General features: G+C 28.1%; 24 protein-coding genes. 22 read left to right on the top strand and 2 right to left on the bottom strand.

Annotation, left to right across the window (positions count from 1 at the left end; all coding sequences use genetic code 11):
* Window positions 1-29 precede the first annotated feature (29 nt).
* The 4 genes from KI686_RS07480 to KI686_RS07465 all read left to right on the top strand — a co-directional run bounded on the left by KI686_RS07480 (window position 30) and on the right by KI686_RS07465 (window position 2,844).
* Window positions 30-971 carry a 1-aminocyclopropane-1-carboxylate deaminase/D-cysteine desulfhydrase gene (locus KI686_RS07480; protein ID WP_237588651.1) on the top strand — a complete coding sequence of 314 codons (942 nt, stop codon included), beginning with the start codon at window positions 30-32 and terminating at the stop codon, window positions 969-971.
* The gene (locus KI686_RS07475) at window positions 968-1,774 is read left to right on the top strand and encodes a glucosaminidase domain-containing protein (RefSeq protein ID WP_237588650.1); all 807 of its coding nucleotides are present in this window, start codon (window positions 968-970) and stop codon (window positions 1,772-1,774) included. The genes KI686_RS07480 and KI686_RS07475 overlap by 4 nt, the downstream gene beginning before the upstream one ends.
* Before the next feature lies 1 nt (window position 1,775).
* Window positions 1,776-2,294, top strand: a complete 519-nt coding sequence (locus KI686_RS07470) for a gamma carbonic anhydrase family protein (RefSeq protein ID WP_237588649.1) — start codon at window positions 1,776-1,778, stop codon at window positions 2,292-2,294.
* Between the two features lie 67 nt (window positions 2,295-2,361).
* Complete coding sequence (locus tag KI686_RS07465) at window positions 2,362-2,844, top strand: hypothetical protein (protein WP_237588648.1); 483 nt, start codon at window positions 2,362-2,364, stop codon at window positions 2,842-2,844.
* A gap of 116 nt (window positions 2,845-2,960) precedes the next feature.
* Here the strand turns inward: KI686_RS07465 and KI686_RS07460 are convergent, their stop codons facing one another.
* Window positions 2,961-3,425, bottom strand: a complete 465-nt coding sequence (locus KI686_RS07460; protein ID WP_237588647.1) for a DUF4890 domain-containing protein — start codon at window positions 3,423-3,425, stop codon at window positions 2,961-2,963.
* Window positions 3,426-3,586: 161 nt separating this feature from the next.
* Window positions 3,587-3,997: a DUF4890 domain-containing protein gene (locus tag KI686_RS07455; protein WP_237588646.1), complete on the bottom strand. Its 411-nt coding sequence runs from the start codon at window positions 3,995-3,997 to the stop codon at window positions 3,587-3,589.
* 84 nt (window positions 3,998-4,081) lie between these two features.
* On the opposite strand from KI686_RS07455, the gene KI686_RS07450 reads away from it, so the two are divergent.
* The 18 genes from KI686_RS07450 (at window position 4,082) to KI686_RS07365 (ending at window position 25,719) form a co-directional block, all read left to right on the top strand.
* Entirely contained in the window at window positions 4,082-5,719 is a 1,638-nt protein-coding gene (locus KI686_RS07450; protein WP_237588645.1) for a mechanosensitive ion channel family protein, read from the top strand.
* 97 nt (window positions 5,720-5,816) lie between these two features.
* The gene (locus KI686_RS07445) at window positions 5,817-6,701 is read left to right on the top strand and encodes a LysR substrate-binding domain-containing protein (protein ID WP_237588644.1); all 885 of its coding nucleotides are present in this window, start codon (window positions 5,817-5,819) and stop codon (window positions 6,699-6,701) included.
* Between the two features lie 75 nt (window positions 6,702-6,776).
* Entirely contained in the window at window positions 6,777-7,697 is a 921-nt protein-coding gene (locus KI686_RS07440; protein WP_237588643.1) for a YeiH family protein, read from the top strand.
* A 104-nt stretch (window positions 7,698-7,801) separates the two neighbouring features.
* A complete protein-coding gene (locus KI686_RS07435) occupies window positions 7,802-8,803 on the top strand; it encodes an alpha/beta fold hydrolase (RefSeq protein ID WP_237588642.1) in 1,002 nt (333 codons plus the stop codon).
* Window positions 8,804-8,997: 194 nt separating this feature from the next.
* Window positions 8,998-11,436, top strand: coding sequence for a protein-disulfide reductase DsbD family protein (locus KI686_RS07430; protein WP_237588641.1), 2,439 nt, complete (start codon window positions 8,998-9,000; stop codon window positions 11,434-11,436).
* A 22-nt stretch (window positions 11,437-11,458) separates the two neighbouring features.
* Window positions 11,459-12,955 carry an aminotransferase class V-fold PLP-dependent enzyme gene (locus KI686_RS07425; protein ID WP_237588640.1) on the top strand — a complete coding sequence of 499 codons (1,497 nt, stop codon included), beginning with the start codon at window positions 11,459-11,461 and terminating at the stop codon, window positions 12,953-12,955.
* A 302-nt stretch (window positions 12,956-13,257) separates the two neighbouring features.
* A complete protein-coding gene (locus KI686_RS07420; RefSeq protein WP_237588639.1) occupies window positions 13,258-14,082 on the top strand; it encodes a prephenate dehydratase in 825 nt (274 codons plus the stop codon).
* A gap of 44 nt (window positions 14,083-14,126) precedes the next feature.
* Window positions 14,127-15,269, top strand: a complete 1,143-nt coding sequence (locus KI686_RS07415) for a pyridoxal phosphate-dependent aminotransferase (protein ID WP_237588638.1) — start codon at window positions 14,127-14,129, stop codon at window positions 15,267-15,269.
* A 3-nt stretch (window positions 15,270-15,272) separates the two neighbouring features.
* Entirely contained in the window at window positions 15,273-16,124 is an 852-nt protein-coding gene (locus KI686_RS07410) for a prephenate dehydrogenase (RefSeq protein ID WP_237588637.1), read from the top strand.
* A gap of 21 nt (window positions 16,125-16,145) precedes the next feature.
* Entirely contained in the window at window positions 16,146-17,228 is a 1,083-nt protein-coding gene (locus KI686_RS07405) for a bifunctional 3-deoxy-7-phosphoheptulonate synthase/chorismate mutase type II (RefSeq protein ID WP_237588636.1), read from the top strand.
* A gap of 331 nt (window positions 17,229-17,559) precedes the next feature.
* A complete protein-coding gene (locus tag KI686_RS07400) occupies window positions 17,560-18,108 on the top strand; it encodes a hypothetical protein (protein ID WP_237588635.1) in 549 nt (182 codons plus the stop codon).
* 137 nt (window positions 18,109-18,245) lie between these two features.
* Window positions 18,246-19,211, top strand: a complete 966-nt coding sequence (rsgA, locus tag KI686_RS07395) for a ribosome small subunit-dependent GTPase A (RefSeq protein WP_237588634.1) — start codon at window positions 18,246-18,248, stop codon at window positions 19,209-19,211.
* Window positions 19,212-19,213: 2 nt separating this feature from the next.
* Window positions 19,214-19,666: a D-aminoacyl-tRNA deacylase gene (gene dtd / locus KI686_RS07390; RefSeq protein WP_237588633.1), complete on the top strand. Its 453-nt coding sequence runs from the start codon at window positions 19,214-19,216 to the stop codon at window positions 19,664-19,666.
* Window positions 19,667-19,672: 6 nt separating this feature from the next.
* On the top strand, window positions 19,673-20,314 hold the full coding sequence (locus KI686_RS07385) for a TatD family hydrolase (RefSeq protein ID WP_237588632.1): 642 nt from the start codon (window positions 19,673-19,675) through the stop codon (window positions 20,312-20,314).
* Complete coding sequence (locus KI686_RS07380; RefSeq protein ID WP_237588631.1) at window positions 20,314-21,030, top strand: tRNA threonylcarbamoyladenosine dehydratase; 717 nt, start codon at window positions 20,314-20,316, stop codon at window positions 21,028-21,030. Before KI686_RS07385 ends, KI686_RS07380 begins: the two co-directional genes overlap by 1 nt.
* Window positions 21,031-21,107: 77 nt before the next feature.
* Window positions 21,108-21,749: a YceI family protein gene (locus tag KI686_RS07375; protein WP_237588630.1), complete on the top strand. Its 642-nt coding sequence runs from the start codon at window positions 21,108-21,110 to the stop codon at window positions 21,747-21,749.
* Window positions 21,750-21,844: 95 nt separating this feature from the next.
* Entirely contained in the window at window positions 21,845-23,758 is a 1,914-nt protein-coding gene (locus tag KI686_RS07370) for a DUF3858 domain-containing protein (protein ID WP_237588629.1), read from the top strand.
* 2 nt (window positions 23,759-23,760) lie between these two features.
* A complete protein-coding gene (locus KI686_RS07365; protein ID WP_237588628.1) occupies window positions 23,761-25,719 on the top strand; it encodes a DUF3858 domain-containing protein in 1,959 nt (652 codons plus the stop codon).

Below are 25,719 nucleotides of genomic sequence, written 5' to 3'. Positions count from 1 at the left end.
TTAAAAAAGTTTTTAAACTTAAAAAAAGAATGGATTTTAGTACTAAAATCATATCAAAAAATCAACAAATTCATCTTCCTATACTTAAAGAAAAAGAAGTTGAGTTGTATATAAAAAGAGAAGATTTAATTCATCCTTTTGTTTCTGGTAATAAGTTTAGAAAACTTAAGTACAACATCACAGAAGCTAAAAAGCAACATAAAAAAACACTGCTAACTTTTGGCGGTGCTTTTTCTAATCATATTGTAGCTACTGCTGTCGCAGCAAATTTAAATGGTTTTAAATCTGTAGGTGTTATTAGAGGCGATGAATTAGGTGTAGATTTAAGTAAAACTTTAGCAAATAATGCCACTTTAAGAGAAGCACAAAAAAACGGAATGATTTTCGAGTTTGTTTCTAGAGAAACATATAGAAATAAAACATCAGAAATATTTATCAATCAACTTAAAGAAAAGTTTGATGATTTTTATTTAGTGCCAGAAGGAGGAACTAATGATTTTGCAGTAAAAGGCTGTGAAGAAATTTTAAATGAAGAAGATTTTAATTTCGATTATATTTGTTGTGCTGTTGGAACTGGAGGAACAATTTCTGGTTTGATAAATGCATCAAAAGAAAATCAAAAAGTAATTGGTTTTCCTGCTTTAAAAGGAGATTTTTTACAAAAAGAAATTAAACAATTTGTAAAAAAAAATAAAAATTGGTGTTTAGAAACTAATTATCATTTTGGTGGTTACGCAAAATATAATGAAGATTTAATTGGTTTTATAAATAACTTTAAAGAAGATACAGGTGTTTTATTAGCTCCTATTTACACTGGTAAAATGGTATTTGGTATCTTAGATTTAATCAAAAAAAATACTTTTAAAAAAGGAGCTAAAATTGTAGCAATACACACAGGCGGTATTCAAGGAATAACAGGTTTTAATCAAAAATTGAAAAAGAAAAATCAACAAATTATTAAAGGTTTATGAAGTTAAGAGTTGTATTGTATTGTGTTTGTTTGTTGTTTTTAGCAAGTTGCGGATCTAGAAAAAAAGTATCTTCTAAAAAAAGAAGTTCTGGTGTTGTTTTAAATGAACCAAAACCAACAAATTTACCTTCTGTAAATGAAAATGAAATTACAAGAGATTTAACAAAAAGTAATCCTAATTTAAATAGTAAAACAATTGCTTATATTAAAAAATATGCTCCTATAGCAGTAAAAGAAATGTATGATTATAAAATACCAGCAAGTATAACTTTAGCACAAGGTATTTTAGAATCTGGTAATGGTATGGGAGAGTTGGCATCTAAATCTAATAATCATTTTGGTATTAAATGCCATACAGGTTGGTTAGGAGAACGTGTTTATCATGATGATGATGAAAAAGGAGAATGTTTTAGAAAGTATCAATATGTAGCTACTTCTTACAAAGATCATTCAGAATTTTTATCAAAAAGAAAAAGATATGCTTTCTTGTTTAATTATAGTACACAAGATTATAAAAGATGGGCAAAAGGTTTAAAAAAAGCTGGTTATGCTACAGATAAACAATACCCTAATAAATTAATTAGAATTATAGAAATGTACAAACTTTATGAGTTTGATAAACCAACTTCTAAAAAAAATAAAGATAAAGAACCAACATACACCAATAATTATTACATAGTTAAAAAAGGAGATACTTTGTATTCTATAGCAAAAAAGTTAGAGACTACTGTAAAAAGAATTAAAGAAGTAAACCAATTAACTAACAATACAATTTCTATCAATCAGCGTTTAATAATAAAATAATATGAAAATAATTAAATCGATAAAAGGGAAACATCCACAAATACCAGAAGATTGTTATATGGCAGAAAATGCAACTGTTATTGGTGACGTTTCTTTAGGTAAAGAATGTAGTATTTGGTTTAATGCTGTAATACGTGGTGATGTACATTATATAAAAATAGGTAATAAAGTAAATATACAAGACGGAGCAGTAATACATGCTACGTATCAAAAATCGCCAACAAATATTGGTAATAATGTTTCTATTGGTCATAATGCATTGGTGCATGGTTGTACAATTCATGATAATGTTTTGGTTGGTATGGGAAGTATTATTATGGATGATTGTATTATAGAATCTAATTCAATTATTGCTGCAGGTGCTGTTGTAACTAAAAACACGCATGTTAAAAGCGGAAGTATTTATGCAGGAGTTCCTGCTAAAAAAGTTAAAGATGTTTCAGCAGAATTAATTTCTGGAGAAATAGATAGAATAGCTAATAACTACGTAAAATATTCTAGCTGGTATACAGAAGAATAATAATTGTTTAAAACCTAGAAAGTTGGCATTGTAATTGATTTAGAAAGTAAAATCAAAAAAAAATTTTATGAATAAATTAAAATTACCCTTAGCGCTTATTTTTCTACTATTAGTTTTTACAGGATGTAGTAGTGATGATGATGATTTAAGCGAAATATATTCTGTTGATGATTTAAGTTTATTACACAACGGTAGCTTTAAAGAATGGCAATTAGAAGGATACTATGTAAATTATGATAATTGGATTAGTGAACAAAATGATTGTTTAGTTGATGACAGTTATATTTTTAAAATTGATAATGAAGTAGAGGTAATTAGTGGAGGTGTAAATTGTTATTATGGAGATTCTGAAATTGCTGAAGCAAAATATACTTTTTATGAAGAAGAAGGTACAATTTGGTTGACCATGATACGAGGAGAAATATCAGATGATATTGTTAGTAGTACATCTTTTTCATTAAAATTAATAGAGCTAACAGAAGATAGAATGGTGTTTTCTAGTGGTGATAAAGCAGATTATGAAACTGCTTTAATTTTTGTAAAAAACTAAAAGAGTGTAATTTTAAGAGACAACTATTCTTAAATATTCCTTTTTATTTAAAAAGTTAAAACCCAATTTCAATTAAGAAATTGGGTTTTTCAAATTAATTAATCAACCAAAACTAATTATTTGCCTCTTTGTGTTCTATTACCTCTTCTAAAGTTATCTTTATCGCCTTTTTTACCTTTCATCGCCATCATCTTTCTTCCCTTTTGCATTTTTTCAAACTTTTCAAATTGCTCTTCATTTAAGATGTTTTTCATCTTGTTTTTCATCATAATTTGATTGTCTAATCTTTTGTTTTGCATTGCAAACAACTCATCTGCTGTTGGTTTTTGTCTAGGCTCATCTTTATTAGCCTTTCTTTTTTCCATTTCAGCTTTTCTTTCCTCTATTTGAGCCGTTAAAATAGGCTTAATTTGGTTTTGCTGTTTATCTGTTAAATCTAAAGCTAAAGCCATTTTTTTAACCGCTAATGTAGCTTGTTGTTCAGGTGTAAATTTAGGACCTTTTTGTCCTCCTTTTCTCTGTGCTTGTGTAGTAAAAGTAACTGCCATTACTAAAACTAAAATGCTTACTATTTTTTTCATGTTTTATATTTTTATGTTATTGTTTATACTACTTTGACAATTATAATTTAAAAAGGTTTAATCTGTTTTTTTTGTTTAACAGGCATTTAACAATAGATGTAATTAAAAAAAGCTTAATTTCAATTAAGAAATTAAGCTTTTTAAAAAATTAATAATTAAGATTAATTATCTCTTCTTTGTCTGCCACCTCTTTGGTTGTTTTTTTGTTTTTCTGCAATTTCTGTATACTTTTCTAATTGCTCTTTATCTAAAAATTCTGCTAATTTATCTGTAAAAGCAGCTGCTTTAGCTTCTCTATCTGCTCTCATTTTTTCGCGATCTTCTCTAGTAGGTCTTTCACCAGAATCTTGTTGTTCTTTTCTAAGATTCTGCATGTTTTTTCTTTCTTCAATTTGTTCTACTAAAAGAGGCTTAATTTTATTTTGTTGTTCTTCTGTTAAGCTTAAATCTTTTGTCCATTTTTTTAACATGTTCTCAATGTTATCACCATCTCTCTTTCCTTCTCTTTTTTGAGCCTGAGTAGTTAAAGTAAAAGCAAATACTAAAACTAAAATTGATATTGTTTTCTTCATTTTTAAAATTATTTAATTACTGTACTAAGACATTAAAGTTTTTAAAAGGTTTAAATTTGTACATGAATTTTTAAATTATTAGAAATGAAAAAAATTATATGGTTATTATTTTTTGTTCAATTTTTTGCTGTAGCACAAGAGATAGATAGTGTTAAAGTAGATTTAAGTAATCCGCATGGAACAATATATACTCATTTATATTTTTTACAATCAGATTCTTATGATGCTAAAAAAGCAGCAAAAACAATTTTAGGTTTATCAGAAAATAAAGCAATAGATAAAGCAATTAAAATAAAACAAGTATTAGATGGTAAAGGCTTGTATGTAGATGTTAATAAAATACCTACAAACCCTTCTTATAAAGATTCTATAGGTTATTCTAGCTTTTATAAATATGTGCTATTTCCGCAAAGAATGCCACAAATTTATGTAGAAAAGGTAGGTAATAACTGGTATTATTCTGCAGAAACAGTTGCTAAAATAGACGATTTGTATAAAGAGGTTTTTCCTTGGTATGTTCAAAAAATACAAAAATTTATTCCTCAGTATGGTCATAAAGAGGTTTTAGGTGTGCAATTATGGCAATTTGTTGGGTTATTAATAATACTAATTTTAGCTTATATTATTTTCTTAATAATTAAAAGAATTGCCTTTTATTTTTTACGTAAAATACAACAGCAAATTACAAAAAACACCAATTTAGCAGTTAATACAGTTTTAAAAAAATTAGCGCATCCAATCAGTTTATTGGTGGCAGTATCTTTTGTAGATAAAATATTTCCGTCTTTACATTTTGGTTTAGAAATTAATACGTGGGTATTTTTAGCTTTAAATATTGCAGAAACAATTTTTTGGATTTACGTCTTTTTAAAATTCATAAAAGTTATAATGCATATTTATGCTGAGTTTACAGAAAAAACGCATGGTAGATTAGATGACCAATTAGTACCTATTTTAAATAGTTTTTTTACAGGTTTAGTACTAATTGTTGGTTTTTTTAGATTATTGGTGCTTTTTGGTGTAGATACAACAACTATGCTTGCGGGTGCAACTATTGGTGGTTTGGCTTTTGCATTAGCATCTCAAGACACGGTTAAAAACTTGATTGGTACCATTATGATTTTTCTTGATAAACCTTTTCATATAGAAGATTGGATTGAAGCAGGAGAAGTTGTTGGTACAGTAGAAAAAGTAGGATTTAGATCTACACAAGTTAGAGCAGCAGATACTTCTGTTTATCAAATACCAAATAGTAGATTATCTGAGTTGGTTATAAATAACAAAGGTTTACGTTTATTTAGACGTTATAATACCAACTTAGGATTGCGTTACGATACTCCGCCAGAGTTAATAGAAGCTTTTGTAAAAGGAGTTAGAGAAATTATTATTGCGCATCCAGAAACCAGATCAGATTCTTATAATGTAGAGTTTACAGGTTTTGGTGATTCTGCACTTTTAATAATGGTTAACGTTTATTTTAAAAGTTTAGCTTGGGGTGTAGAGCAATCTTCTAAACATAGATTACATATAGCAATTGTAAAATTAGCAAAAGAATTAGGTGTAGATTTCGCATTTCCATCTACAACGGTTACTATAGAGCAATTTCCAGAAAAGACAGGGTTAGAGCCAAAGTATAATACAGAGCAAGAAAGAATTGATGCTGTAATTACAAAAGTAGTTTCCGATTTTAATAATGATGTAGATAATAGTAAATCAGAATAACATTTAAGTTTAAAATAAGATTGATTAGATAATAATCAATCTTATTTTTTTATGGATTAATAATTTTAGATTGATTTAGCTATAAAAAGATAAACAGATGAATACAAAGCTACTTATATTTAAAACAGTTGCCAACTACCTAAGTTTTACAAAAGCAGCAGAACAATTGTTTGTCTCGCAACCAGCAATATCTAAAACAATAAGAAATTTAGAAGAAAAATATAAAACCACATTTTTTTTAAGAAAAAGAAATTCGATAGAATTAACAAGCGAGGGAAAAGCATTTTTGATTTATGTTGATAAAATTTTAGAAATTTATCAAGAAATGGAAAATCAATTTTTGCATAAAAAAGAAACTTTTCCAGAGATAATAAATTTTGGAGTTAGTACAACTTTGGCAAACTATATAATGCCAAAAATTATTGCAAAATTTAGAATGCAATTTCCTAAAACAAAGTTTGAGATAATAGCAGGTAATTCTGATGATATAGAGGAGCTTATTTTAAATCAGAAATTAAATTTCGGAATTATAGAAGGTAAAAACACCAACCGAAAATTGCAATTTAGTAAGTTTATTAAAGATGAAATTGTTTTAGTAACAAATGCTAAAAACAGCAGTTTTAAAAACGGACTAATAACTTTAGATATCTTACAAGAAATACCTTTAATTATGAGGGAAATTGGTTCTGGTACTAAAGAAATTGTTTTACAACATTTAAAAGATAAAAATATTTATAAACTAAATACGGTTGTAACTTTAAATAGTACAGAAGCTATTAAGAATTATCTTTTAAATTCTGATAATTATGCTTTTATCTCTATAAATGCTATATCAGAAGATTTAATTAACAACAAGCTTAAAATAATAGATGTTAAAGATTTAGTTATAGAAAGATGGTTTTATTTTGTATCTAGAACAGGATATCAATCTAACTTAATGCGTTTTTTTGAAAAATATACTTTAAATAATTATAACTTTTAGTTATATCAAACAATTTATTAGTTTGCTTAAAAGTTATTTTATCTAATTAGTTTTGTATCGTTAAATAATAACGATATGAAAAATGCAGTCGCAAAAATTACTTTTTTTTCAGTTATAATCATTATTTTATTTGGTTATGTAAGTAGTTCTGTAGCTTTAGTTCTTGGTTTTATATTTGCTTTAATTTTTAAAAATCCATATAAAAATTACAGTTATAAAGCCATACATCATTTTTTAAAAATAGCTGTAATAGGTTTGGGTTTTGGTATGCAATTAAAAGAAACCTTAACAACTAGTAAGAATGCTTTTAGTATTACTTTTTTCTCTATTTTTTTAACCATTAGTTTGGGATTTTTATTAACTAAATTATTTAAGGTTGATAAAAAATTAGGACATTTAATAACATCCGGAACCTCTATTTGTGGCGGAAGTGCTATTGCAGCAATTTCTCCGGTTATAAAAGCAAAAACAAAACCGATAAGTGTTGCTTTAGGTATAGTTTTTCTTTTAAACTCAATTGCTTTGTTTGTTTTTCCTTCAATAGGGCATTTATTAAACTTGTCTCAAAACCAATTTGGGTTGTGGTGTGCAATTGCAATACACGATACAAGTTCTGTGGTTGGTGCAGCCTTAACTTATGGAGATGAAGCTTTAAAAATAGCAACAACTGTAAAGCTGTCTAGAACACTTTGGATAATTCCTTTGTCTCTTTTTTCTATGTTTATTTTTAAGACAAAAGGAGAAAAAATTAAAGTTCCATATTTTATTTTACTTTTTATATTGGCAGTAGTAGTAAACAGTTGTCATATAATTGCAGCAGAAATAACATTAGAAATTGTACACTATGCTAAAAAAATATTAGTGGTAACTTTATTTCTTGTAGGTGCTACAATCTCATTAAAAGATTTAAAATCAACAGGAATAAAACCAATATTGTTGGCAATAAGCTTATGGGTTTTTATATCTGTATTTTCTTTAATCTATATTCTCTTTTAATTGCAAAAAATGAGTTAAAAGAATATTAAAACCGTTTAAATTAAAGTGATAAAAAAATATAAAACTTACCTTTATGCTTTAGAAATTTGATAACAAAATAAAAGATGAAAAAAAATATAATTATACTGCTTTTAACAATATTTGCTTTTCAGTATAACAATGCTCAAAATGATCAATTACAATGGTTAGATATTAATTTGTCTAATTATCAATATCCATTTCCGGTTCATGTTCTAGATCTTAAAGTACAAAATCAAGATTTAAAAATGGCTTATATGGATATTAAGCCTGCTAATTATAATGGAGAAAATATTGTTTTAATTCATGGTAAAAACTTTAATGGTGCTTACTGGAAAACAACAATAGATGCTTTAACAAAAGAAGGTTTTAGGGTAATTGTGCCAGATCAAATTGGTTTTGGTAAATCTACAAAACCAGATTACTTTCATTATACTTTTCAACAATTAGCAAAAAACACAAAACTAATTTTAGACAAATTAGAAATTTCAGAAACAGCTGTTTTAGGACACTCAATGGGAGGTATGATTGCTACCCGTTTTGCACTAATGTACCCTGAAATGACTAAAAAATTAATTTTAGAAAATCCGATAGGTTTAGAAGATTGGAAATTAAAAGTACCATATCAATCTGTAGATTGGTGGTATAAAAACGAACTAAAAAAGAGTTACGACGGTATTAAAAAATACCAATTAGTAAGTTATTATGATAATAAATGGAAACCAGAGTACGACCAATGGGTAAATTTATTAGCAGGTTGGACATTAAATTCTGATTACAAAAAAATAGCATGGAATGCAGCTTTAACTTACGATATGATTTTTACACAACCTGTTGTATATGAGTTTAAAAATATAACTGCCCCAACATTATTAATTATTGGTACAAGAGACAGAACAGCACTTGGTAAACCATTAGTGTCAGATGAAGTTAGAAAAACAATGGGATTGTATGGTAAATTAGGTAAAGAAACTCAAAAGAAAATACCTAATGCAGAATTGGTAGAAATAGAAAATGTTGGCCATTTACCACATATAGAAAAATTTAATGCATTTATAAATCCGTTGATTAAATTTTTAAAGAAATAAGAAATTAGATTTTATATTAAAAAAGCTTTGACGAAAAATACGTTTTTTATAACAAAAATGTGTTTTTTGTTAATAAATAAACTATTTGTTGTTATTTATGAAAAAAATAAGCTTTAAAATCACTTTAAATTAATATTTTCGTAACGTGTCATAAGGATACTAATTTCTACCCCTCATTATTCAAAGTTTTTAAGATGAAACACTTTTTTTGTTTATTTTTTTTAGTATTTACAATCTCATTTTATTCTCAAATTGAAGACCCGGTTGAATGGTCTACATCCGTAGAAAAAATTTCTGAAACAGAATATTTATTAGTTTCTAAAGCAACTATAGAAAGAGGTTGGCATTTATATTCTCAAAATGTTCCAGAAGATGGGCCGATACCAACAACTTTTACTTATGATGATTCTAATAACTTTTCGTTAGTAGATAAAACGTTAGAAGAAAAAGGTCATACTGTAGATGATCCTGTTTTTGGGATGGAAATTAAGTTTTTTGAAGATTCAGCAATTTTTAAACAAAAAATTACAACAACTACAAATGTTAATACTATTAATGGTGTTGTAGAGTTTATGGTTTGTGATGATTCTAAATGTTTACCACCAACAGAAATAGATCTAGTTTTTAATCTTCCTAAAAAAGCAAATGCTGTTTTTAAGAATCAGAATGAGATGTTGAGTCCTGTTACTTGGAGTACATCGGTAGAAAAAATCTCTGATAACGAATATTATTTAATAATAGATGCAGAATTAGAACAAGATTGGCATTTATATTCTCAATATACAGCAGAAGGAGGATCGTTACCAATTGTTATTAAAAAAGCTAATGAGAACGATAATTATCAACTAGAAGGTAAGGCAGAAGAAAGTAACACAGTTAAAAAATTTAGTGATATTTTTGATGTAGAGGAAACCTTTTTTGAGAAAAAAGCAAGGTTAAAACAAAAGGTAATATTATCTGATAAATTATCAGCAATAACTTTAAATTTAACAGGCCAAGTTTGTAAAGAGGCATGTATTCAAATTGATGAAACTTTTACTTTTATAGTAGATAAAGGTGCTCAAACAAATAATTTACCAGTAAATTCTAGTGTAGATAATTCGTCTGTTAATAACCTTCTTTATGGTATGGATACAGATGCTTTAACTTTTTCTGATATAAAATGCGAAAATGAAGTTGTAAGTAACGCAGCCGATATACAAGACGGCCAAAAATCTTTATGGAGTATTTTTGGATTAGGTTTTTTAGGAGGATTATTGGCGCTATTAACTCCATGTGTTTTTCCAATGATACCTTTAACAGTTAGTTTTTTTACCAAAAAAAATGGGCAAAATAAAGGTGAAGGAGTGTCTAAAGCTTTACTATATGGGTTCTTTATTTTTGCTGTTTATATTATTTTAAGTCTTCCATTTCACTTATTAGATTCTGTAAATCCAGATATTTTAAATGAGATATCAACCAATATTTGGTTAAATATTATCTTTTTTATTGTATTTGTATTTTTTGCTTTTTCTTTCTTCGGATATTATGAATTAACGCTACCGGCTAGTTGGACAAACAAAACAACACAAGGGGAAACTTCTGGTGGTTTTGTAGGTATCTTTTTTATGGCATTAACCTTGGCAATTGTATCTTTTTCTTGTACCGGACCAATTTTAGGTTCTCTTTTAGCAGGATCATTAACAGCAGATGGCGGTGCTTGGCAATTAACAGCAGGTATGGCAGGTTTTGGTGTTTCTTTAGGATTACCTTTTGCATTATTTGCAATGTTTCCTAATATGATGAATGCTCTGCCAAAATCTGGTGGTTGGTTAAATACAACAAAAGTAATTTTAGGTTTTTTAGAATTAGCTTTGGCTTTTAAGTTTTTATCAAATGCAGATTTAGTAGCACATTGGAATATCTTAAAAATAGAACCTTTCTTATCATTATGGATTTTAATTTTTGCAGGTTTAGCGTTGTATTTATTAGGTAAAATTAAATTCCCGCATGATTCACCAATAAAAAAATTATCATTTGCAAGAATTGCAGGAGGTATTTTAGTCATTTCTTTTGTTATTTATTTAGCGTCTGGTTTTATGGTAAATAAAGAAACAAAAACATTTACACCATTAACTATCCTTAGCGGTTTAGCGCCACCAGTTGGTTACAGTTTTATATATCCAAACGATTGTCCTAATAATTTAGATTGCTTTAAAGATTTAAAATCGGGTATAGAATATGCCAAAAAAGTTAACAAACCAATCATTCTAGATTTTACAGGTTATGCTTGTGTAAATTGTAGAAAAATGGAAGAACATGTTTGGCCAAATCCGAAGATAGATAATTATTTAAGAAACGATTATGTTTTAATATCTCTTTATGTAGATGATAAAAAAGCATTGCCAGAAGAAGAGCAGATTTTAGTAAATCGTATTAACGGAGGAACTAGAAAATTGAAGAATTACGGACATAAATGGGCAAATTATCAAACACAGTTTTTTAAAACAAACTCGCAACCCTATTATGTGTTGTTAAACTCAGACGCAACAAAAGTTTTAAACCAAGCAGTTGGTTACACGCCTGATGTAAACGAATATGCCAATTTTTTAGAATGTGGTTTAGAAGTTTTTAAGAAAGAGAATAAAAAGTAAATTTTTGAAACTTTAAAAAGGTATGAATTCATTAAAAGAAAGTACAGTAAAGTCAGATTTAGAAAAATATTTTAATCAATTTAGAGAAAATATTATAGGTATAGATCAATCATTTCAATCTCCTTACGGAGAACAAAAATTAATCTATACAGATTGGACCGCAAGCGGAAGATTATACGCTCCAATAGAAAATAAGATATTAAATCAGTTCGGGCCTTTTGTAGCAAATACACATACAGAAACATCTACTTCTGGTGCAGCAATGACATTGGCGTATCATGAAGCTAGAAAAATTATAAAAAAGCATGTTAATGCAAATGATAATGATGTATTAATAACTGCAGGTACTGGTATGACAGGAGCTGTAAATAAGTTTCAAAGAATTTTAGGTTTAAAGATTTCCGAAAATTTAAAAAACCATACAACAGTTCCAGAAGAATTAAAACCAATTGTTTTTGTAACACATATGGAGCATCATTCTAACCAAACTTCTTGGTTAGAAACTATTGCAGATGTAGAGGTTGTACCTTGTGATGATGAAGGATTGTTATGTTTAAAAGAATTCGAAAAAAGTATTCAAAAACATCAAGATAGAAAAATTAAAATAGCTTCTATAACATCATGCTCTAATGTAACAGGTATTAAAACTCCTTATCACGAAGTTGCAAAATTAATACATAGTTATAATGGCTTGTGTTTTGTAGATTTTGCCTGCAGTGCGCCTTACATAGATATAAATATGCATCCAGAAATTGAAGAAGAATATTTAGATGCAATTTTCTTTTCTCCTCATAAATTTTTAGGAGGTCCAGGTACATCTGGAGTTTTAATTTTTAATAAAAAATTATACAAAAATACTATTCCAGATAATCCAGGAGGAGGAACTGTAAGTTACACAAATCCTTGGGGACAACATGATTATTTTGATGATGTAGAAACAAGAGAAGATGGCGGAACGCCAGGTTTCTTACAAACAATTAAAATTGCACTTTCAATACAATTGAAAGAGCAAATGAGTACAGAAAATATTAAAGAAAGAGAAGAAGAAATAAACAAAGTGCTTTTTGAAACTCTAGAAGGATTACAAGATGTAAAAATTTTAGCGCCAAACCATAAAGAAAGACTAAGCATTTTTTCTTTCTATTTTGAAAAATACCACTTTAATTTAGTAGTAAAACTACTAAATGATAGATTTGGGATACAAACAAGAGGAGGTTGTTCTTGTGCCGGAACTTACGGGCATTTTTTATTAAATGTAGATCAAGAAACATCAAATAAAATTAAAGACGAAATTTTACATGGTTGTAATACTCAAAAACCAGGTTGGGTACGATTGTCTGTACATCCAACTGTAACAACAGAAGAGTTGAATTTTATTTGTAATTCTTTAAAAGAACTTTCTTTAAATATAGAAGAATGGTCTAAAGATTATAAATATGAGGCAATTAAAAATGATTATACACACAAAACAGTAGATCCAATTGAAAAAGAATTGGTTAAAGAGTGGTTTAAAATTTAGAATTTTATACTGAATCTTATATTTAGTGAGAAGAATTCATAACTCAGGTTGATTAAATTGTAATTTTTTTAATAATCTGTCAATTTTTTTAGAAAAAAACAGATATAATTTTTTTATACTAATTTAATTTTTAGATTTGTCACTCAAACAAAGAGAATTAAGATGTTAAATAACAATTTTACTCGTTTCTATTTTTACTTTTACTTTTTTAGTAAGAGGAGAGACTTTGTATCATGTTGTTAATAAACATTTCTAAAATATAAAGTCTCGAATTTTTTTCGAGGCTTTTTTTTTGATATAAAATGAAAAAAATTATAGCCATACAAGGAGCAGAAGGCTCAAATCATCATAAAGTTGCACGCAATTTTTATGGAAACTCAATTCAATTAAAAGAATGCATGTCTTTTGATGAGCTAGTAGATAGCCTATTAAATAAATCTGCAAATTTAGGTGTAATGGCTTTAGAGAATACAATTGCAGGTTCTATAATACCTAATTATGCGTTGATTGATAAGTATAATTTGCATATTACAGATGAAGAGTATTTAAATATTCATCATCATTTAATGGCTTTAAAAGGGCAAGCAATAGAAGATATAAAAGAAGTTTGGTCTCACCCTATGGCACTGCTACAATGTAAAGAGTTTTTTAAAAAACATCCGCATATTAAATTAGTAGAAGATGTAGATACTGCAGAAGTAGCTAAAAGAATATCAAAAGAAAATTTACAAGGTATTGCAGCAATTGCACCAAAAATAGCCGCAGAAATTTTTGATTTAGAAGTTATTGAAGATGAGCTGCAAACCATAAAAGATAATGCTACCAGATTTGTAATTATACAAACAGAAAAACCTAAAATTAACGAAGAAGTAAATAAAGCTTCTTTAAAATTTCAGTTAGATCATAAAAGAGGAAGTTTAGCTGCTATTTTAAATGTATTAAGTGATTGTAAAATGAATTTAACCAAAATACAATCGTTACCAGTAATAGAAACTCCATGGAAATATTCATTTTTTGTTGATGTTACTTTTGAGGCTTATAAAGATTATGAGAAAGTAAAAGCAATTATGGAAATAATGGCGGAAGAATTTAAAATTTTAGGAACTTATAAAAACGGTAGAAAATAAAACAGTTATCCTAAAGGTATTTTAGGAATTTATTAAACAAAGATATGATACAACCAGCCAAAAGATTAGACACAGTGCAAGAATACTACTTCTCTAAAAAGTTAAGAGAAGTTAGAGGTTTAGCGGCTGCAGGAAAACCAATTATTAATATGGGAATTGGCTCTCCAGATTTGCAACCACCAACAGAAGTTTTAAAAGCAATCCAAAATAGTTTGGGAGATGCAAGTGCACATAAATATCAATCATATCAAGGGTTACCAGAATTAAGAAATGCAATTTCTACTTTTTATAAGAGCAAATTTTCTGTTGTATCAAATCCAGAAAATGAAATTTTACCTTTAATGGGAAGTAAAGAAGGAATTATGCATATTTCTATGGCTTTTTTAAACGAAGGCGATAAAGTTTTAATTCCAAATCCAGGTTATCCAACTTATACATCAGTTACAAAATTAGTGGGTGCAGAACCGTTATTTTATAATTTAAGCGACGCAACAAATTGGCAACCAAATTTTACAGAATTAGAAAATCAAGATTTATCTAATGTAAAAATTATGTGGATTAATTATCCGCACATGCCAACAGGTACAGATGCAACTTTAGCAACTTTTAAAAAGTTGGTAGAATTTGGAAAAAAGCACAATATTTTAATTATAAATGATAATCCTTATAGTTTTATTTTAAATGACAATCCTATAAGTATTTTACAAGTAGAAGGCGCAAAAGACATTGCTTTAGAGTTAAACTCTTTGAGTAAAACTTTTAATATGGCAGGTTGGCGAGTTGGTATGCTGTTAGGTAATGCAACTTATATAAACGAAGTTTTAAAAGTAAAATCTAATATGGATTCTGGTATGTTTTACGGAATTCAAAAAGGAGCTATAGAAGCATTACAATTATCTGATGATTGGTTTTCTGATCAAAATAAAATTTACGAAGAACGTAGAAAATTAATCTGGCAATTAGCAGATAAGTTAAATGCAACTTATAGTAAAAATGCCACAGGATTATTTGTTTGGGCCAAAATACCAGCAGGAAAAAAATCTGAAGAAGTTACAGATGCTGTATTGTATGATAACGATATTTTTATAACACCAGGTACAATTTTTGGTTCTCAAGGAGAAGGCTACATCAGGTTTTCATTATGTGTAACAACAGATGTAATTAAAGAAGCAATATCAAGACTATAAATTATGAAAAATATATTTTTTATTGGTGTTGGTTTAATAGGCGGTAGTTTTGCTATAGATATAAAAAATAAATATCCAGAGGTTATAATTCACGGAATTGATGCTAACGAAACTAATTTAGACGAAGCGTTAAAATTAGGAGTAATTGAAGAAAAGGCTGTTTTAGATGATGTGCAAAATGCAGACATGGTTGTTATATCTATACCTGTTGATGCTACAGAAAAATTACTACCTACTGTGTTAGATAAAATTTCTGAAAATACACTTGTAGTTGACACTGGTTCTACAAAAAGTGCAATTTGTAAAGCAGTTGAACATCATAAAAATAGACGAAACTTTTTAGCAGCTCATCCAATAGCAGGTACAGAAAATTCTGGACCCAAAGCAGCAATATCCGGCTTATACGTTGGAAAAACGAATATTATTTGCGAAGTAGAAAAAACAACTTTTAAGCTTCAAGAGAAAGCTTTAGACCTTTTTAGAGCTATTGGAATGCGTATTCGTTATATGGATCCGGTTTCGCATGACAAGCATATTGCGTATGTTTCGCACTTATCTCACATAAGTTCATTTATGTTGGGTAAAACAGTAATAGATAAAGAAAAAAATGAACGCGATATTTTTGATATGGCAGGTTCTGGTTTTGCATCTACAGTGCGTTTGGCAAAAAGTTCGCCAGCAATGTGGACACCAATTTTTAAACAAAATAAAGAAAACGTAATAGAATCTTTAGAAGAATACATTAACAATTTACAACATTTTAAAGAGTTGATGCAAAAAGATGATTTCTCTGATATTTTTAACGAAATGGAGAATACAAATTATATAAAGAAAATTTTAAACGGCATAAAATAAAAAGCCACAATAAGTAGAAAAATGAAGAATACAAAAGAATTAAGAACATGGTTGGATGATATGAATTTGCCACATCCACTAGTAATAGCAGGGCCTTGTAGTGCAGAAACCGAAGAGCAGGTTTTAAAAATTGCACACGAATTAAAAGATTCTGATGTAAATTATTTTAGAGCAGGTATCTGGAAACCAAGAACAAGACCAGGTAATTTTGAAGGAGTAGGAGCTTTAGGTTTAAAATGGTTACAAAAAGTAAAAGAAGAAACAGGCATGAAAACCTGTACAGAAGTTGCTAATGCAGCTCACGTAAAATTAGCTTTAGAGTACGATGTAGATTTATTGTGGATTGGTGCACGTTCTACAGTATCACCATTTATTATGCAAGAAATTGCAGATGCTTTGCAAGGTACAGATAAAATTGTATTGGTTAAAAACCCAGTAAATCCAGATTTAGCTTTATGGTTAGGAGGTATAGAAAGATTATATACTGCAGGAATCAAAAACTTAGGAGCAATACATAGAGGGTTTTCAACATACGAAAAATCTAAATATAGAAACATTCCAGAATGGCAATTAGCTATTGAGTTTCAAAATAAATTTCCAGATTTACCATTAATTTGCGATCCTTCTCATATTACAGGTAATAGAGAAATGATTCAAGAAGTTTCTCAAACTGCTTTAGATTTAAATTTTGATGGATTAATGATTGAAACTCATTTTGATCCAGAAAACGCTTGGTCAGATGCTGCACAACAAGTAACACCAACTACTTTAAAGCAGATTATGGAAGATTTAAAAATTAAAAAAGAAACAGAAACAGCAGTAAGTTACAGAGAACCTTTAGAAAGTTTAAGAGCTCAAATTAACGTTGTAGATGATCAATTAATAGATTTGTTAGGAAAACGTATGAAAGTAGCAGACCAAATTGGTCAATTAAAAAAAGATCAAAATGTTGCTGTTTTACAATCACGCCGTTGGAACGAGATTTTAGGAAACATGGTTTTAGAAGGTAGTAATAGAGGTTTAAGTGAAGAGTTTGTTTTAAAAATGTTTAAAGCAATTCACCAAGAATCTATCAATCATCAAGAAAAAATTATCAACGCATAATTTTTGGGCGTTACCACAAGGGTCAGGCTTTCGTTACTCGCTTTTTTGTAAAAAAACAAAAAGAGCTCAAACAAACCACTCAATCCTTAACGCGTAGAGCTAACCTCAAAAGTAAGTTCATTAAAATACAAATCCTTCAAGTTTTAATACTTGAAGGATTTTTAATTTAAATTCGTAATATATTCTTATCTTTGTATTAAAGTCAAAATACTAATGTATTTATAAACTCTATTTAGTTAATTGAGTTGAAAAAATATAATTTACAGATTTCTTCAATAGTTTTATAAAGGAAATAAGTATTAAGTGATTTTAGATAATTAATGCTTATACTATGAAAAAAACAATTATCGTAATATTAGTATTTGTTTCTCTTAAATGTTTTTGTCAAGAGACAAGTTACTTAAAAAAATCAGTCAATACCGTTCAGATAGGTACCGTAGGACTCTGGGTTAATAATGAAACTAAAATAGATAAAGCGTTAGCATTAAGAACTGAAATAGGTTTATTCTCAGAAATTTTTCAAGAGGTTGGTTATTATATTGCTCCAGAAATATCTTTAGAACCTCGTTTTTACTACAATATAGAAAAAAGAGCTAAAAATAAACGTGATATAAATAATAATGCTGCTAATTTTTTTACTATAAAACTTAATTATAGGTCTAATTTATTTGAAGTATCTAATTTTAGAAGTAAAACAGCAGATGTTAGTTATGCAATTATACCTAAATGGGGAATTAGAAGAAATTTAGGTTCAAAATTTAATTATGAACTAGGTGTAGGTCTAGGTTATTTTGAGTTTTTACAAACTAGAAATAACGTTTCTAGTTTTGATGAAGGATTACATTTTGAACTTCATATGCGTATTGGTTTAAATCTTTAAGTATAATTAGATTTTAAATTTATTTAAATCTCACATGCTTAAAAAACATGTGAGATTTTTTTGTAGACTATAATAATTGGAGTAAAATAGGTTTACAGAGTATCTCTTTTTAGAATTAATTCTGCATCTTTGTATTAATGACAGGAATCGTATACAAATCTACCGGAAGTTGGTATCAAGTAAAATCTGAAGAAGGTGTTTTTTATCAATGTAGAATAAAAGGAAAATTCAGAATAAAAGGTATAAAAAGTACCAACCCTATTGCTGTTGGTGATAAAGTGATTTTTGATATCGAAAAAAAGGGAGATGAAGAAACTGGTGTTATCAAAAAAATTTTAGATAGAGAAAACCATATTGTTCGTAAATCTGTAAACCTATCTAAACAAACACATATTATAGCAGCCAATTTAGACTTGGTTTTCTTATTAATTACCATAGATAATCCACCAACATTTACCACTTTTATAGATCGTTTTTTAGTAACCACAAGAGCTTACAGAATAGATACTGTGTTGGTTTTTAATAAAATTGATGCTTATGAAATTGAGCAAAGAGCAGAAATTTTATACCTAAAAGATATATACGAAGCCATTGGTTATAGGTGTGTAGAGGTTTCTGCAACAGAAAATAAAAACGTAGATAAAATAAAAGAAATGATGCTAGGCAAAACATCTATGTTTGTTGGGCATTCTGGCGTTGGTAAATCTACTTTAGTAAATGCAGTAGAACCTACTTTAGATTTAAAAACGAAAGAAATTTCTGATCAACACAAACAAGGACAACATACAACAACCTTTGCAGAAATGTTCGATTTAAGTTTTGATGCCAGAATTATAGATACACCAGGTATTAAAGGTTTTGGAATTGTAGATATTGATAAATATGAGCTGGGCGATTATTTTCCTGAGTTTTTTGAAATGAAACAGCATTGTAAATTTAACAATTGTTTGCATTTAAAAGAACCACAATGTGCGGTTAAAGAAGCCTTAGAAACCGAAGAAATTTCTTGGTCTCGTTATAAAAGTTACTTGCAAATTATAGAAGGAGAAGACGAAACAGAACATTATAGAACAGATATTTGGAACGAAGAAGATAATGAATAATTATGAAAATTGTTATACAGAGAGTTTCTAAAGCAAGTGTTACCATCAATCAAAAAAAAGTTGCAGGTATTAAATCTGGGCTTTTAGTTTTATTAGGTATTGTAAATGAAGATACACAAGAAGATATAGATTGGTTGGTTCGTAAAATCTTAAACCTTCGTATTTTTAATGATGATAAAGGAGTAATGAATAATTCTCTTTTAGAAATTAATGGAGAAGTAATTGTGGTAAGTCAGTTTACATTACAAGCATCAACAAAAAAAGGAAACAGACCAAGTTATATTAAAGCCGCAAAGCCAGATGTGGCTATTCCTTTATACGAAAAGTTTGTAAAAACATTAGAAAATCAATTAGGCAAAACAGTACAAACAGGTCAGTTTGGTGCAGATATGAAAGTAGAATTGCTAAATGACGGACCTGTTACAATTATTATAGATTCTAAGAATAAAGAGTAATTTTTAATGGTTTTTATTGATGTTCATACACATGCTTTTTCTGAAAGAAAAAAAGTATTTTCAATCGTAAATACTTATCCAGACTCTAAAGATTTTTCTAAACCATTTTCAATAGGCATACATCCTTGGTTTATCAAAAAAGAACAATTAGGTAATCAATTGTCTATTTTAGAAGATAAACTACAGTCTAAAAATTGTTTTGCTTTAGGAGAATGCGGATTAGATAAATTAACTGATGTTAATTTTGAGTTGCAAAAAGAAGTGCTTATCAAACAAATTCAACTTTCAGAAAAGTATCAAAAGCCATTAATTATACATTGCGTAAAAGCACATCAAGAAATTATAGCACTTAAAAAAGAAATGAAACCCAAACAAGTTTGGATTTTACACGGATTTAATAAGAGTATTCAATTGGCAGAAAGTTGTGTAAAAAACGGAATATTACTTTCATTTGGAGCAGCTATTATTGCCAATAAAAAATTACAAGAAACTTTTTTAGAATTACCTTTAGCATCTATTTTATTAGAAACCGATGATAATGAAGTTGCAATTGAAGAAGTTTATAAAAAAGCAGCATCAATAAGAAAAATAAATATTGATGAACTTCAACAAGAAATAAAGCAAAATTTTAATACTATTTTTATATAATGAGTTGGTTAGAACGTACCCAGTTATTAGTCCAAGAAGAAGGATTAAAAAAATTACAAAATGCCAATATTTTAGTAGTTGGTTTAGGTGGTGTTGGCTCTTATGCTGCAGAATTTATAGCAAGAGCAGGTGTAAATAAAATGACTATTGTAGATGGTGATGTTTTTGATGAAACTAATAAAAACAGACAATTACCAGCATTAAATTCTACCATAGGAAAAGCAAAAGTAGCTGTTTTAAAAGATCGATTAAAAGACATTAATCCAGAAATAGAATTAACAGTTTTACAAGAATTTTTATCGCCAGAAAGAGCTTATGAAATTGTTTCTAAAGAGTTTGATTATGTACTAGATTGCATAGACAGTATTACACCAAAAGTAAATTTAATAGTGGCAGCAAGAAGAAAAAAGGTAAAAATAATTTCTTCTATGGGTGCAGGTGGTAAATTAGATGCAACAAAAATAAAAGTAAGAGATATTGCCAAAACAAAAAATTGTACAATGGCGAGGGTTTTACGTAAAAGATTAAAAGAGCGCAAAGTAGATAAAGGTGTAAAAGCTGTTTTTTCTGATGAAGTACAAATACCAGCAAGTGTTAAAATTACAGATGGTACCAATTTTAAAAAATCTTATTATGGTACTATTAGTTACATGCCAGCAGCTTTTGGCTTGCAAGCAGCAGCACATGTTGTTAATTTTATTTTAAAAAGTAAATAATAGTTTCCAAGGAAAATAATTTTGTATATATTTGACCTGTAATATAAAAAATCGAAAAATAACTAAATCCAATAAAAATGAAAAAAATAGTTTTATCATTAGTATTAGTAGCATCAGTTTTAACTGCATGTAAAAGTGAAAAAAAAGAAGAAGTAGCAGTTAAAGAAGCTGTAAAAGTAGAAGATAAAAAAGTAGATTTAAATAATGTAGATACATCTATTTCTGTTTTAAACTGGAAAGGTTCAAAACCTGGTGGCGCACATAACGGAACTGTAGCTTTAGAAAGTGGAACTATTTTAGTTGAAGAAGGTAAATTAGTTAGCGGTCAGTTTGTTGTAGATATGAAGTCTATTAAAGTTTTAGATATTCCTGCAGATAATGGTGGAAATGGTAAATTAGTAGGACATTTAACTAATGCAGATTTTTTTGATGTAGAAGTTTATCCAACGTCTAAATTTGTAATTACTTCTGTAGAAGAAACAGAAGGTAAATTGGCTGTTACAGGTAATTTAACAATTAAAGATGTAACTAAAAGCATAACTATACCAGCAACTGTTACTACAGAAAATGGTGTAACTACTTTTGCAAGTGAAACATTTAATGTTAACAGAGCAGATTTTAACGTAAAATATGGTTCTAAATCTTTCTTCGAAAATTTAAAAGATAAATTTATAGATGATATTATAGAATTTTCTTTTGTTGTAAAAACAAAAGCATAAATTATTTAGTTTAATAAATTTTAAATAAAAAGAAACCCAAAACATTTAATGTTTTGGGTTTCTTTTTTATATTGTGGGGACTTTTAATAATTAACATGATCAAAAATCTTACCCCCAAACTATTTTTTTTATTTCTACCTTTTTTAAGTATTTCACAAGAGATAAACCTTTCAGCTTTACTAATACCACCATCATTAAAAGAAAATGCAAATGCAGTAATTAGAGATAATTCTACAGAAATTACGATTGCAGATGTAGATGAAATGGTTGTGGCAAGAAGAAAAGTTGTTACCGTTTTAAATAAGTTAGGTAATAGCTATGCTTCTATGCAAGAAAGTTATGATGATGATACCAAAATAACAAAACTATCTGCAGTAATTTATGATGCTTTTGGTACTAAAATAAATAAATATTCTAGAAACGACTTTTTAGATGTTAGTGCTGTAGATGGCGGTACTCTGTATTCAGATTCTAGAGTAAAATATATAGATTTTACGCCCATATCATATCCTTATACAGTTGTTTTCGAATCAGAATACAAAACAACATCAACAGGTTTTATACCTAGTTGGTATCCAATTAATGGATATTTTTTATCAGTAGAAAAAAGTAACTACAAAGTATACAATCCTAACCATTTTAAAATCAGAAAAAAAGAGAATAATTTTAATTCATATTCTGTAGAAAATACTTCAACAGAATTTGAGATAAATTATACAATGAATAATCAAAAAGTGGTGGAGTATGAGAGTAATGCACCTTTATTTTCTGATATTATGCCTTGGTTATTAGTTGGTGTAAATGAGTTTACTTTAAAGAAAATAAAAGGAAAAGCAAATGATTGGAGTGAGTTTGGTAAATGGCGTTATGATTATTTAAAAAATGGTAATGATAATTTACCCGATGAGGTTAAACAACACGTAATAAGTCTTGTTAAAGGTGTTACAGACCCTGTTGAAAAAGCAAAAATTGTGTACAAGTACATGCAAAATAAAACAAGATATATAAGTGTACAAGAAGGTATAGGTGGTTGGATGCCAATACCTGCTACAGAAGTAGATAAGGTAGGTTACGGAGACTGTAAAGGTTTAACAAATTACACAAAAGCGTTATTAGATGCTGTTGGTGTAGAATCTCATTATTCGGTTATTTGGGCAGGAGAGGATCAAAGAAATATAGAGAAAGATTTTTTTGGTATGCAAGGAAATCATGTAATTTTAAATATACCTAATAAAGGAAATGATATTTGGTTAGAATGTACAAGCCAAACAATACCTTTTGGTTTTTTAGGTGATTTTACAGACGATAGAAATGTATTGGTTATTACACCTGAAGGAGGTATTGTTAAAAGAACACCAGCATATAAAGATGATACAAATTTAAAAGAATCTAAAGCTGTAATACAATTAGAAGCAGACGGAAGCTTAAAGGCTAGTTTAAAAATGGTTTCTAAAGGCCTTCAATACGATGCGGTTTCTTATTACGACACTTTTAATGAAGAAGATTTAATAAAAAATTATAAATCTAACGTTTGGAGCTACAATAATAATTTAGAAATAGAATCTGTTAATTTATTAAATGATAAAGACAAAGTTTCTTTTACAGAAGACGTACAAGCCTCAATTAAAAATTATGCTTCTGTTAATGAACAAGAATATTTATTTAGGGTAAATGTTTTTAATAAAAATAGTTTTGTGCCTAAAAGATACAGAACTAGAAAATTACCTCTAAAAATTTCTAGAGGTTATAAAGATGTAGATGAATATGAAATTATAATACCTAAAGACTATTCATTAACTGTTTTGCCTTCAGAAAAAATACTTAACACAAAATTTGGTAGTTATAAAGTAACTTTTACTAAAGTAAATGATACTACGTTTAAGTATAAAAAAATAATGCTAATAAAAGCAGGGGTTTATTCAAAAGAAGATTATAAACTATACAGAAATTTTAGAAGAAGTATTTCTAAATCAGAAAATTTAAGAATTGCAGTCGTAAAAAATAAATAAGCATGAAAAAAATTACACTATTACTATTATTATTAAGTCAATTATCAATTTTAGCACAAGATCATAAATTCGGTAAGGTCTCTAAAGAGGAAATAGAAGAAAAATTTTATCCTTTAGATTCTACGGCCGATGCTGCTTATTTATTTAGAAAAAGAAGAACTTATTATATGTATATATCTAATAGGGGCTTCCAGTTAACAACAGAAATTCACGAAAGAATTAAAATTTATACAAAAGAAGGTTTTAATCAGGCAACAAAATCTGTTGCTTATTATGACCCAGAAAATGGAGAACCACAAACTGTAAATTCTATAAAAGGTTACACTTATTTTTTAGTTGATAATAAAGTAGAGAAAGAAAAACTTACTAAAAAAAGTATTTTCGAAGAAAATAAAAATAAGTATTATAGTATAAAAAAAATTACAATGCCCAATATAACAGAAGGCTGCGTAATAGAATTAAAATATACTTTAACTTCTCCTTATACTAGTTCTATAAACGATTTGCAATTTCAGTTTGGTATACCGGTTAAAAGTTTAGATTACCGAGTAGAAATTCCAGAATTTTATATTTTTAATAAAAGAAGTAAAGGGTATTACACAATACCAATGCAGCAAGAATCTAAAACCGGAAAAGTTGGTGATACAGATTTTAGGGTAGATGTTTTTACTTTTAATGGAGATAATATACCTGCATTAAAAGATAATGAACCATATGTAAGTAATATAGATAATTATAGAGGTAGCATGAAATTTGAGCTAACTCAAGAAGATTTTTTAAGAATAGGTGGAGATGTTACAACATACTCTAATTCATGGGAAGATGTTAGTAAGAAAATTTTTAAGACATCTAGTTTTGGTGCAGAATTAAATAAAACAGGTTATTATAAAGATGAGTTAGAAGAAATATTGGCAACAGTTAGTTCAGACTCACAAAAAATTATAGCTATTTTAAATTTTGTTAAAGGTAAAGTAAAATGGAATGGTTACAATAGTAAATATACAGATGTAGGTGTTAGAAAAGCATTTAAAGATAGAGTTGGTAATGTTGCAGAAATAAATTTAATGTTAACATCTATGTTGCGTTTTGCAGGTTTAGAAGCCAATCCTGTTCTTGTAAGTACTAGAGCAAATGGAGTGCCGGTTTTTCCTACTTTAGATGGGTTTAATTATGTAATTTCTATGGTAGAGTTTAATAATGGAAGTTATGTGTTATTAGATGCAACAGAACCTTTTAGTTTGCCAAATACATTACCAGAAAGAACCTTAAATTGGAATGGAAGAAAAGTTACTAAAGAAGGTAATTCTTCTTGGGTAAGTCTTAATACATCTATATACGCAGAAGAAGATAATAACTTATCGGTAAAAATTTCTGAAGACTTAATTGCTGAAGGTATAATGAGGTCTAAGTTTAAAGATTATAGTGCTTTAAGTTATAGAAAAGATTATAATCACCTTAAAGAAGAAAGTGTAATTACCCAATTAGAAGAAAATTATAATATAGAAATAGATGGTTTTAGAGTTAATAATAGTTTAGATATCTCTAAGCCTATTTTAAGAATTTTACAATTAAGTAGCGAAGATTTAGTAGAAGAAATAAATGGTAAACTATATATAGAACCTTTGTTATTTTTAACATCTCATACAAATCCTTTTAAGTTAGAAGATAGAAAATTTCCTGTAGATTTTGCTACTCCATGGAAAAATAAAAACAATGTATCTATAACTATACCAGCAGGATATAAGGTAGAAAAACTACCAGAAACAATAGCAATAGGTTTACCAGATAATCTGGCTGTTTTTAAATATGAAATCACTCAAAAAGGATCTGTAATTCAGGTGATTTCAACTTTACAAATTAATAAAGCAGTTATAATACCTCAGTATTACGGAGCTCTAAAAGAGTTTTATGGTAAAATGGTAGCTAAACAATCAGAAAAAATTATTTTTTCTAAAATATAA

The sequence above is a fragment of the Polaribacter sargassicola genome, from assembly GCF_021991835.1.
GTDB lineage: Bacteria > Bacteroidota > Bacteroidia > Flavobacteriales > Flavobacteriaceae > Polaribacter > Polaribacter sargassicola.
This window is presented reverse-complemented; position numbering and strand designations above follow the sequence as displayed.

What these genes read in the sequence shown, in the direction of transcription:
- KI686_RS07480 (WP_237588651.1), top strand. Translation starts at nt 30, where the DNA reads ATGGATTTTAGTACTAAAATCATATCAAAAAATCAACAAATTCATCTT.
- KI686_RS07475 (WP_237588650.1), top strand. Translation starts at nt 968, where the DNA reads ATGAAGTTAAGAGTTGTATTGTATTGTGTTTGTTTGTTGTTTTTAGCA.
- KI686_RS07470 (WP_237588649.1), top strand. Translation starts at nt 1,776, where the DNA reads ATGAAAATAATTAAATCGATAAAAGGGAAACATCCACAAATACCAGAA.
- KI686_RS07465 (WP_237588648.1), top strand. Translation starts at nt 2,362, where the DNA reads ATGAATAAATTAAAATTACCCTTAGCGCTTATTTTTCTACTATTAGTT.
- KI686_RS07460 (WP_237588647.1), bottom strand. Translation starts at nt 3,425, where the DNA reads ATGAAAAAAATAGTAAGCATTTTAGTTTTAGTAATGGCAGTTACTTTT.
- KI686_RS07455 (WP_237588646.1), bottom strand. Translation starts at nt 3,997, where the DNA reads ATGAAGAAAACAATATCAATTTTAGTTTTAGTATTTGCTTTTACTTTA.
- KI686_RS07450 (WP_237588645.1), top strand. Translation starts at nt 4,082, where the DNA reads ATGAAAAAAATTATATGGTTATTATTTTTTGTTCAATTTTTTGCTGTA.
- KI686_RS07445 (WP_237588644.1), top strand. Translation starts at nt 5,817, where the DNA reads ATGAATACAAAGCTACTTATATTTAAAACAGTTGCCAACTACCTAAGT.
- KI686_RS07440 (WP_237588643.1), top strand. Translation starts at nt 6,777, where the DNA reads ATGAAAAATGCAGTCGCAAAAATTACTTTTTTTTCAGTTATAATCATT.
- KI686_RS07435 (WP_237588642.1), top strand. Translation starts at nt 7,802, where the DNA reads ATGAAAAAAAATATAATTATACTGCTTTTAACAATATTTGCTTTTCAG.
- KI686_RS07430 (WP_237588641.1), top strand. Translation starts at nt 8,998, where the DNA reads ATGAAACACTTTTTTTGTTTATTTTTTTTAGTATTTACAATCTCATTT.
- KI686_RS07425 (WP_237588640.1), top strand. Translation starts at nt 11,459, where the DNA reads ATGAATTCATTAAAAGAAAGTACAGTAAAGTCAGATTTAGAAAAATAT.
- KI686_RS07420 (WP_237588639.1), top strand. Translation starts at nt 13,258, where the DNA reads ATGAAAAAAATTATAGCCATACAAGGAGCAGAAGGCTCAAATCATCAT.
- KI686_RS07415 (WP_237588638.1), top strand. Translation starts at nt 14,127, where the DNA reads ATGATACAACCAGCCAAAAGATTAGACACAGTGCAAGAATACTACTTC.
- KI686_RS07410 (WP_237588637.1), top strand. Translation starts at nt 15,273, where the DNA reads ATGAAAAATATATTTTTTATTGGTGTTGGTTTAATAGGCGGTAGTTTT.
- KI686_RS07405 (WP_237588636.1), top strand. Translation starts at nt 16,146, where the DNA reads ATGAAGAATACAAAAGAATTAAGAACATGGTTGGATGATATGAATTTG.
- KI686_RS07400 (WP_237588635.1), top strand. Translation starts at nt 17,560, where the DNA reads ATGAAAAAAACAATTATCGTAATATTAGTATTTGTTTCTCTTAAATGT.
- rsgA (WP_237588634.1), top strand. Translation starts at nt 18,246, where the DNA reads ATGACAGGAATCGTATACAAATCTACCGGAAGTTGGTATCAAGTAAAA.
- dtd (WP_237588633.1), top strand. Translation starts at nt 19,214, where the DNA reads ATGAAAATTGTTATACAGAGAGTTTCTAAAGCAAGTGTTACCATCAAT.
- KI686_RS07385 (WP_237588632.1), top strand. Translation starts at nt 19,673, where the DNA reads ATGGTTTTTATTGATGTTCATACACATGCTTTTTCTGAAAGAAAAAAA.
- KI686_RS07380 (WP_237588631.1), top strand. Translation starts at nt 20,314, where the DNA reads ATGAGTTGGTTAGAACGTACCCAGTTATTAGTCCAAGAAGAAGGATTA.
- KI686_RS07375 (WP_237588630.1), top strand. Translation starts at nt 21,108, where the DNA reads ATGAAAAAAATAGTTTTATCATTAGTATTAGTAGCATCAGTTTTAACT.
- KI686_RS07370 (WP_237588629.1), top strand. Translation starts at nt 21,845, where the DNA reads ATGATCAAAAATCTTACCCCCAAACTATTTTTTTTATTTCTACCTTTT.
- KI686_RS07365 (WP_237588628.1), top strand. Translation starts at nt 23,761, where the DNA reads ATGAAAAAAATTACACTATTACTATTATTATTAAGTCAATTATCAATT.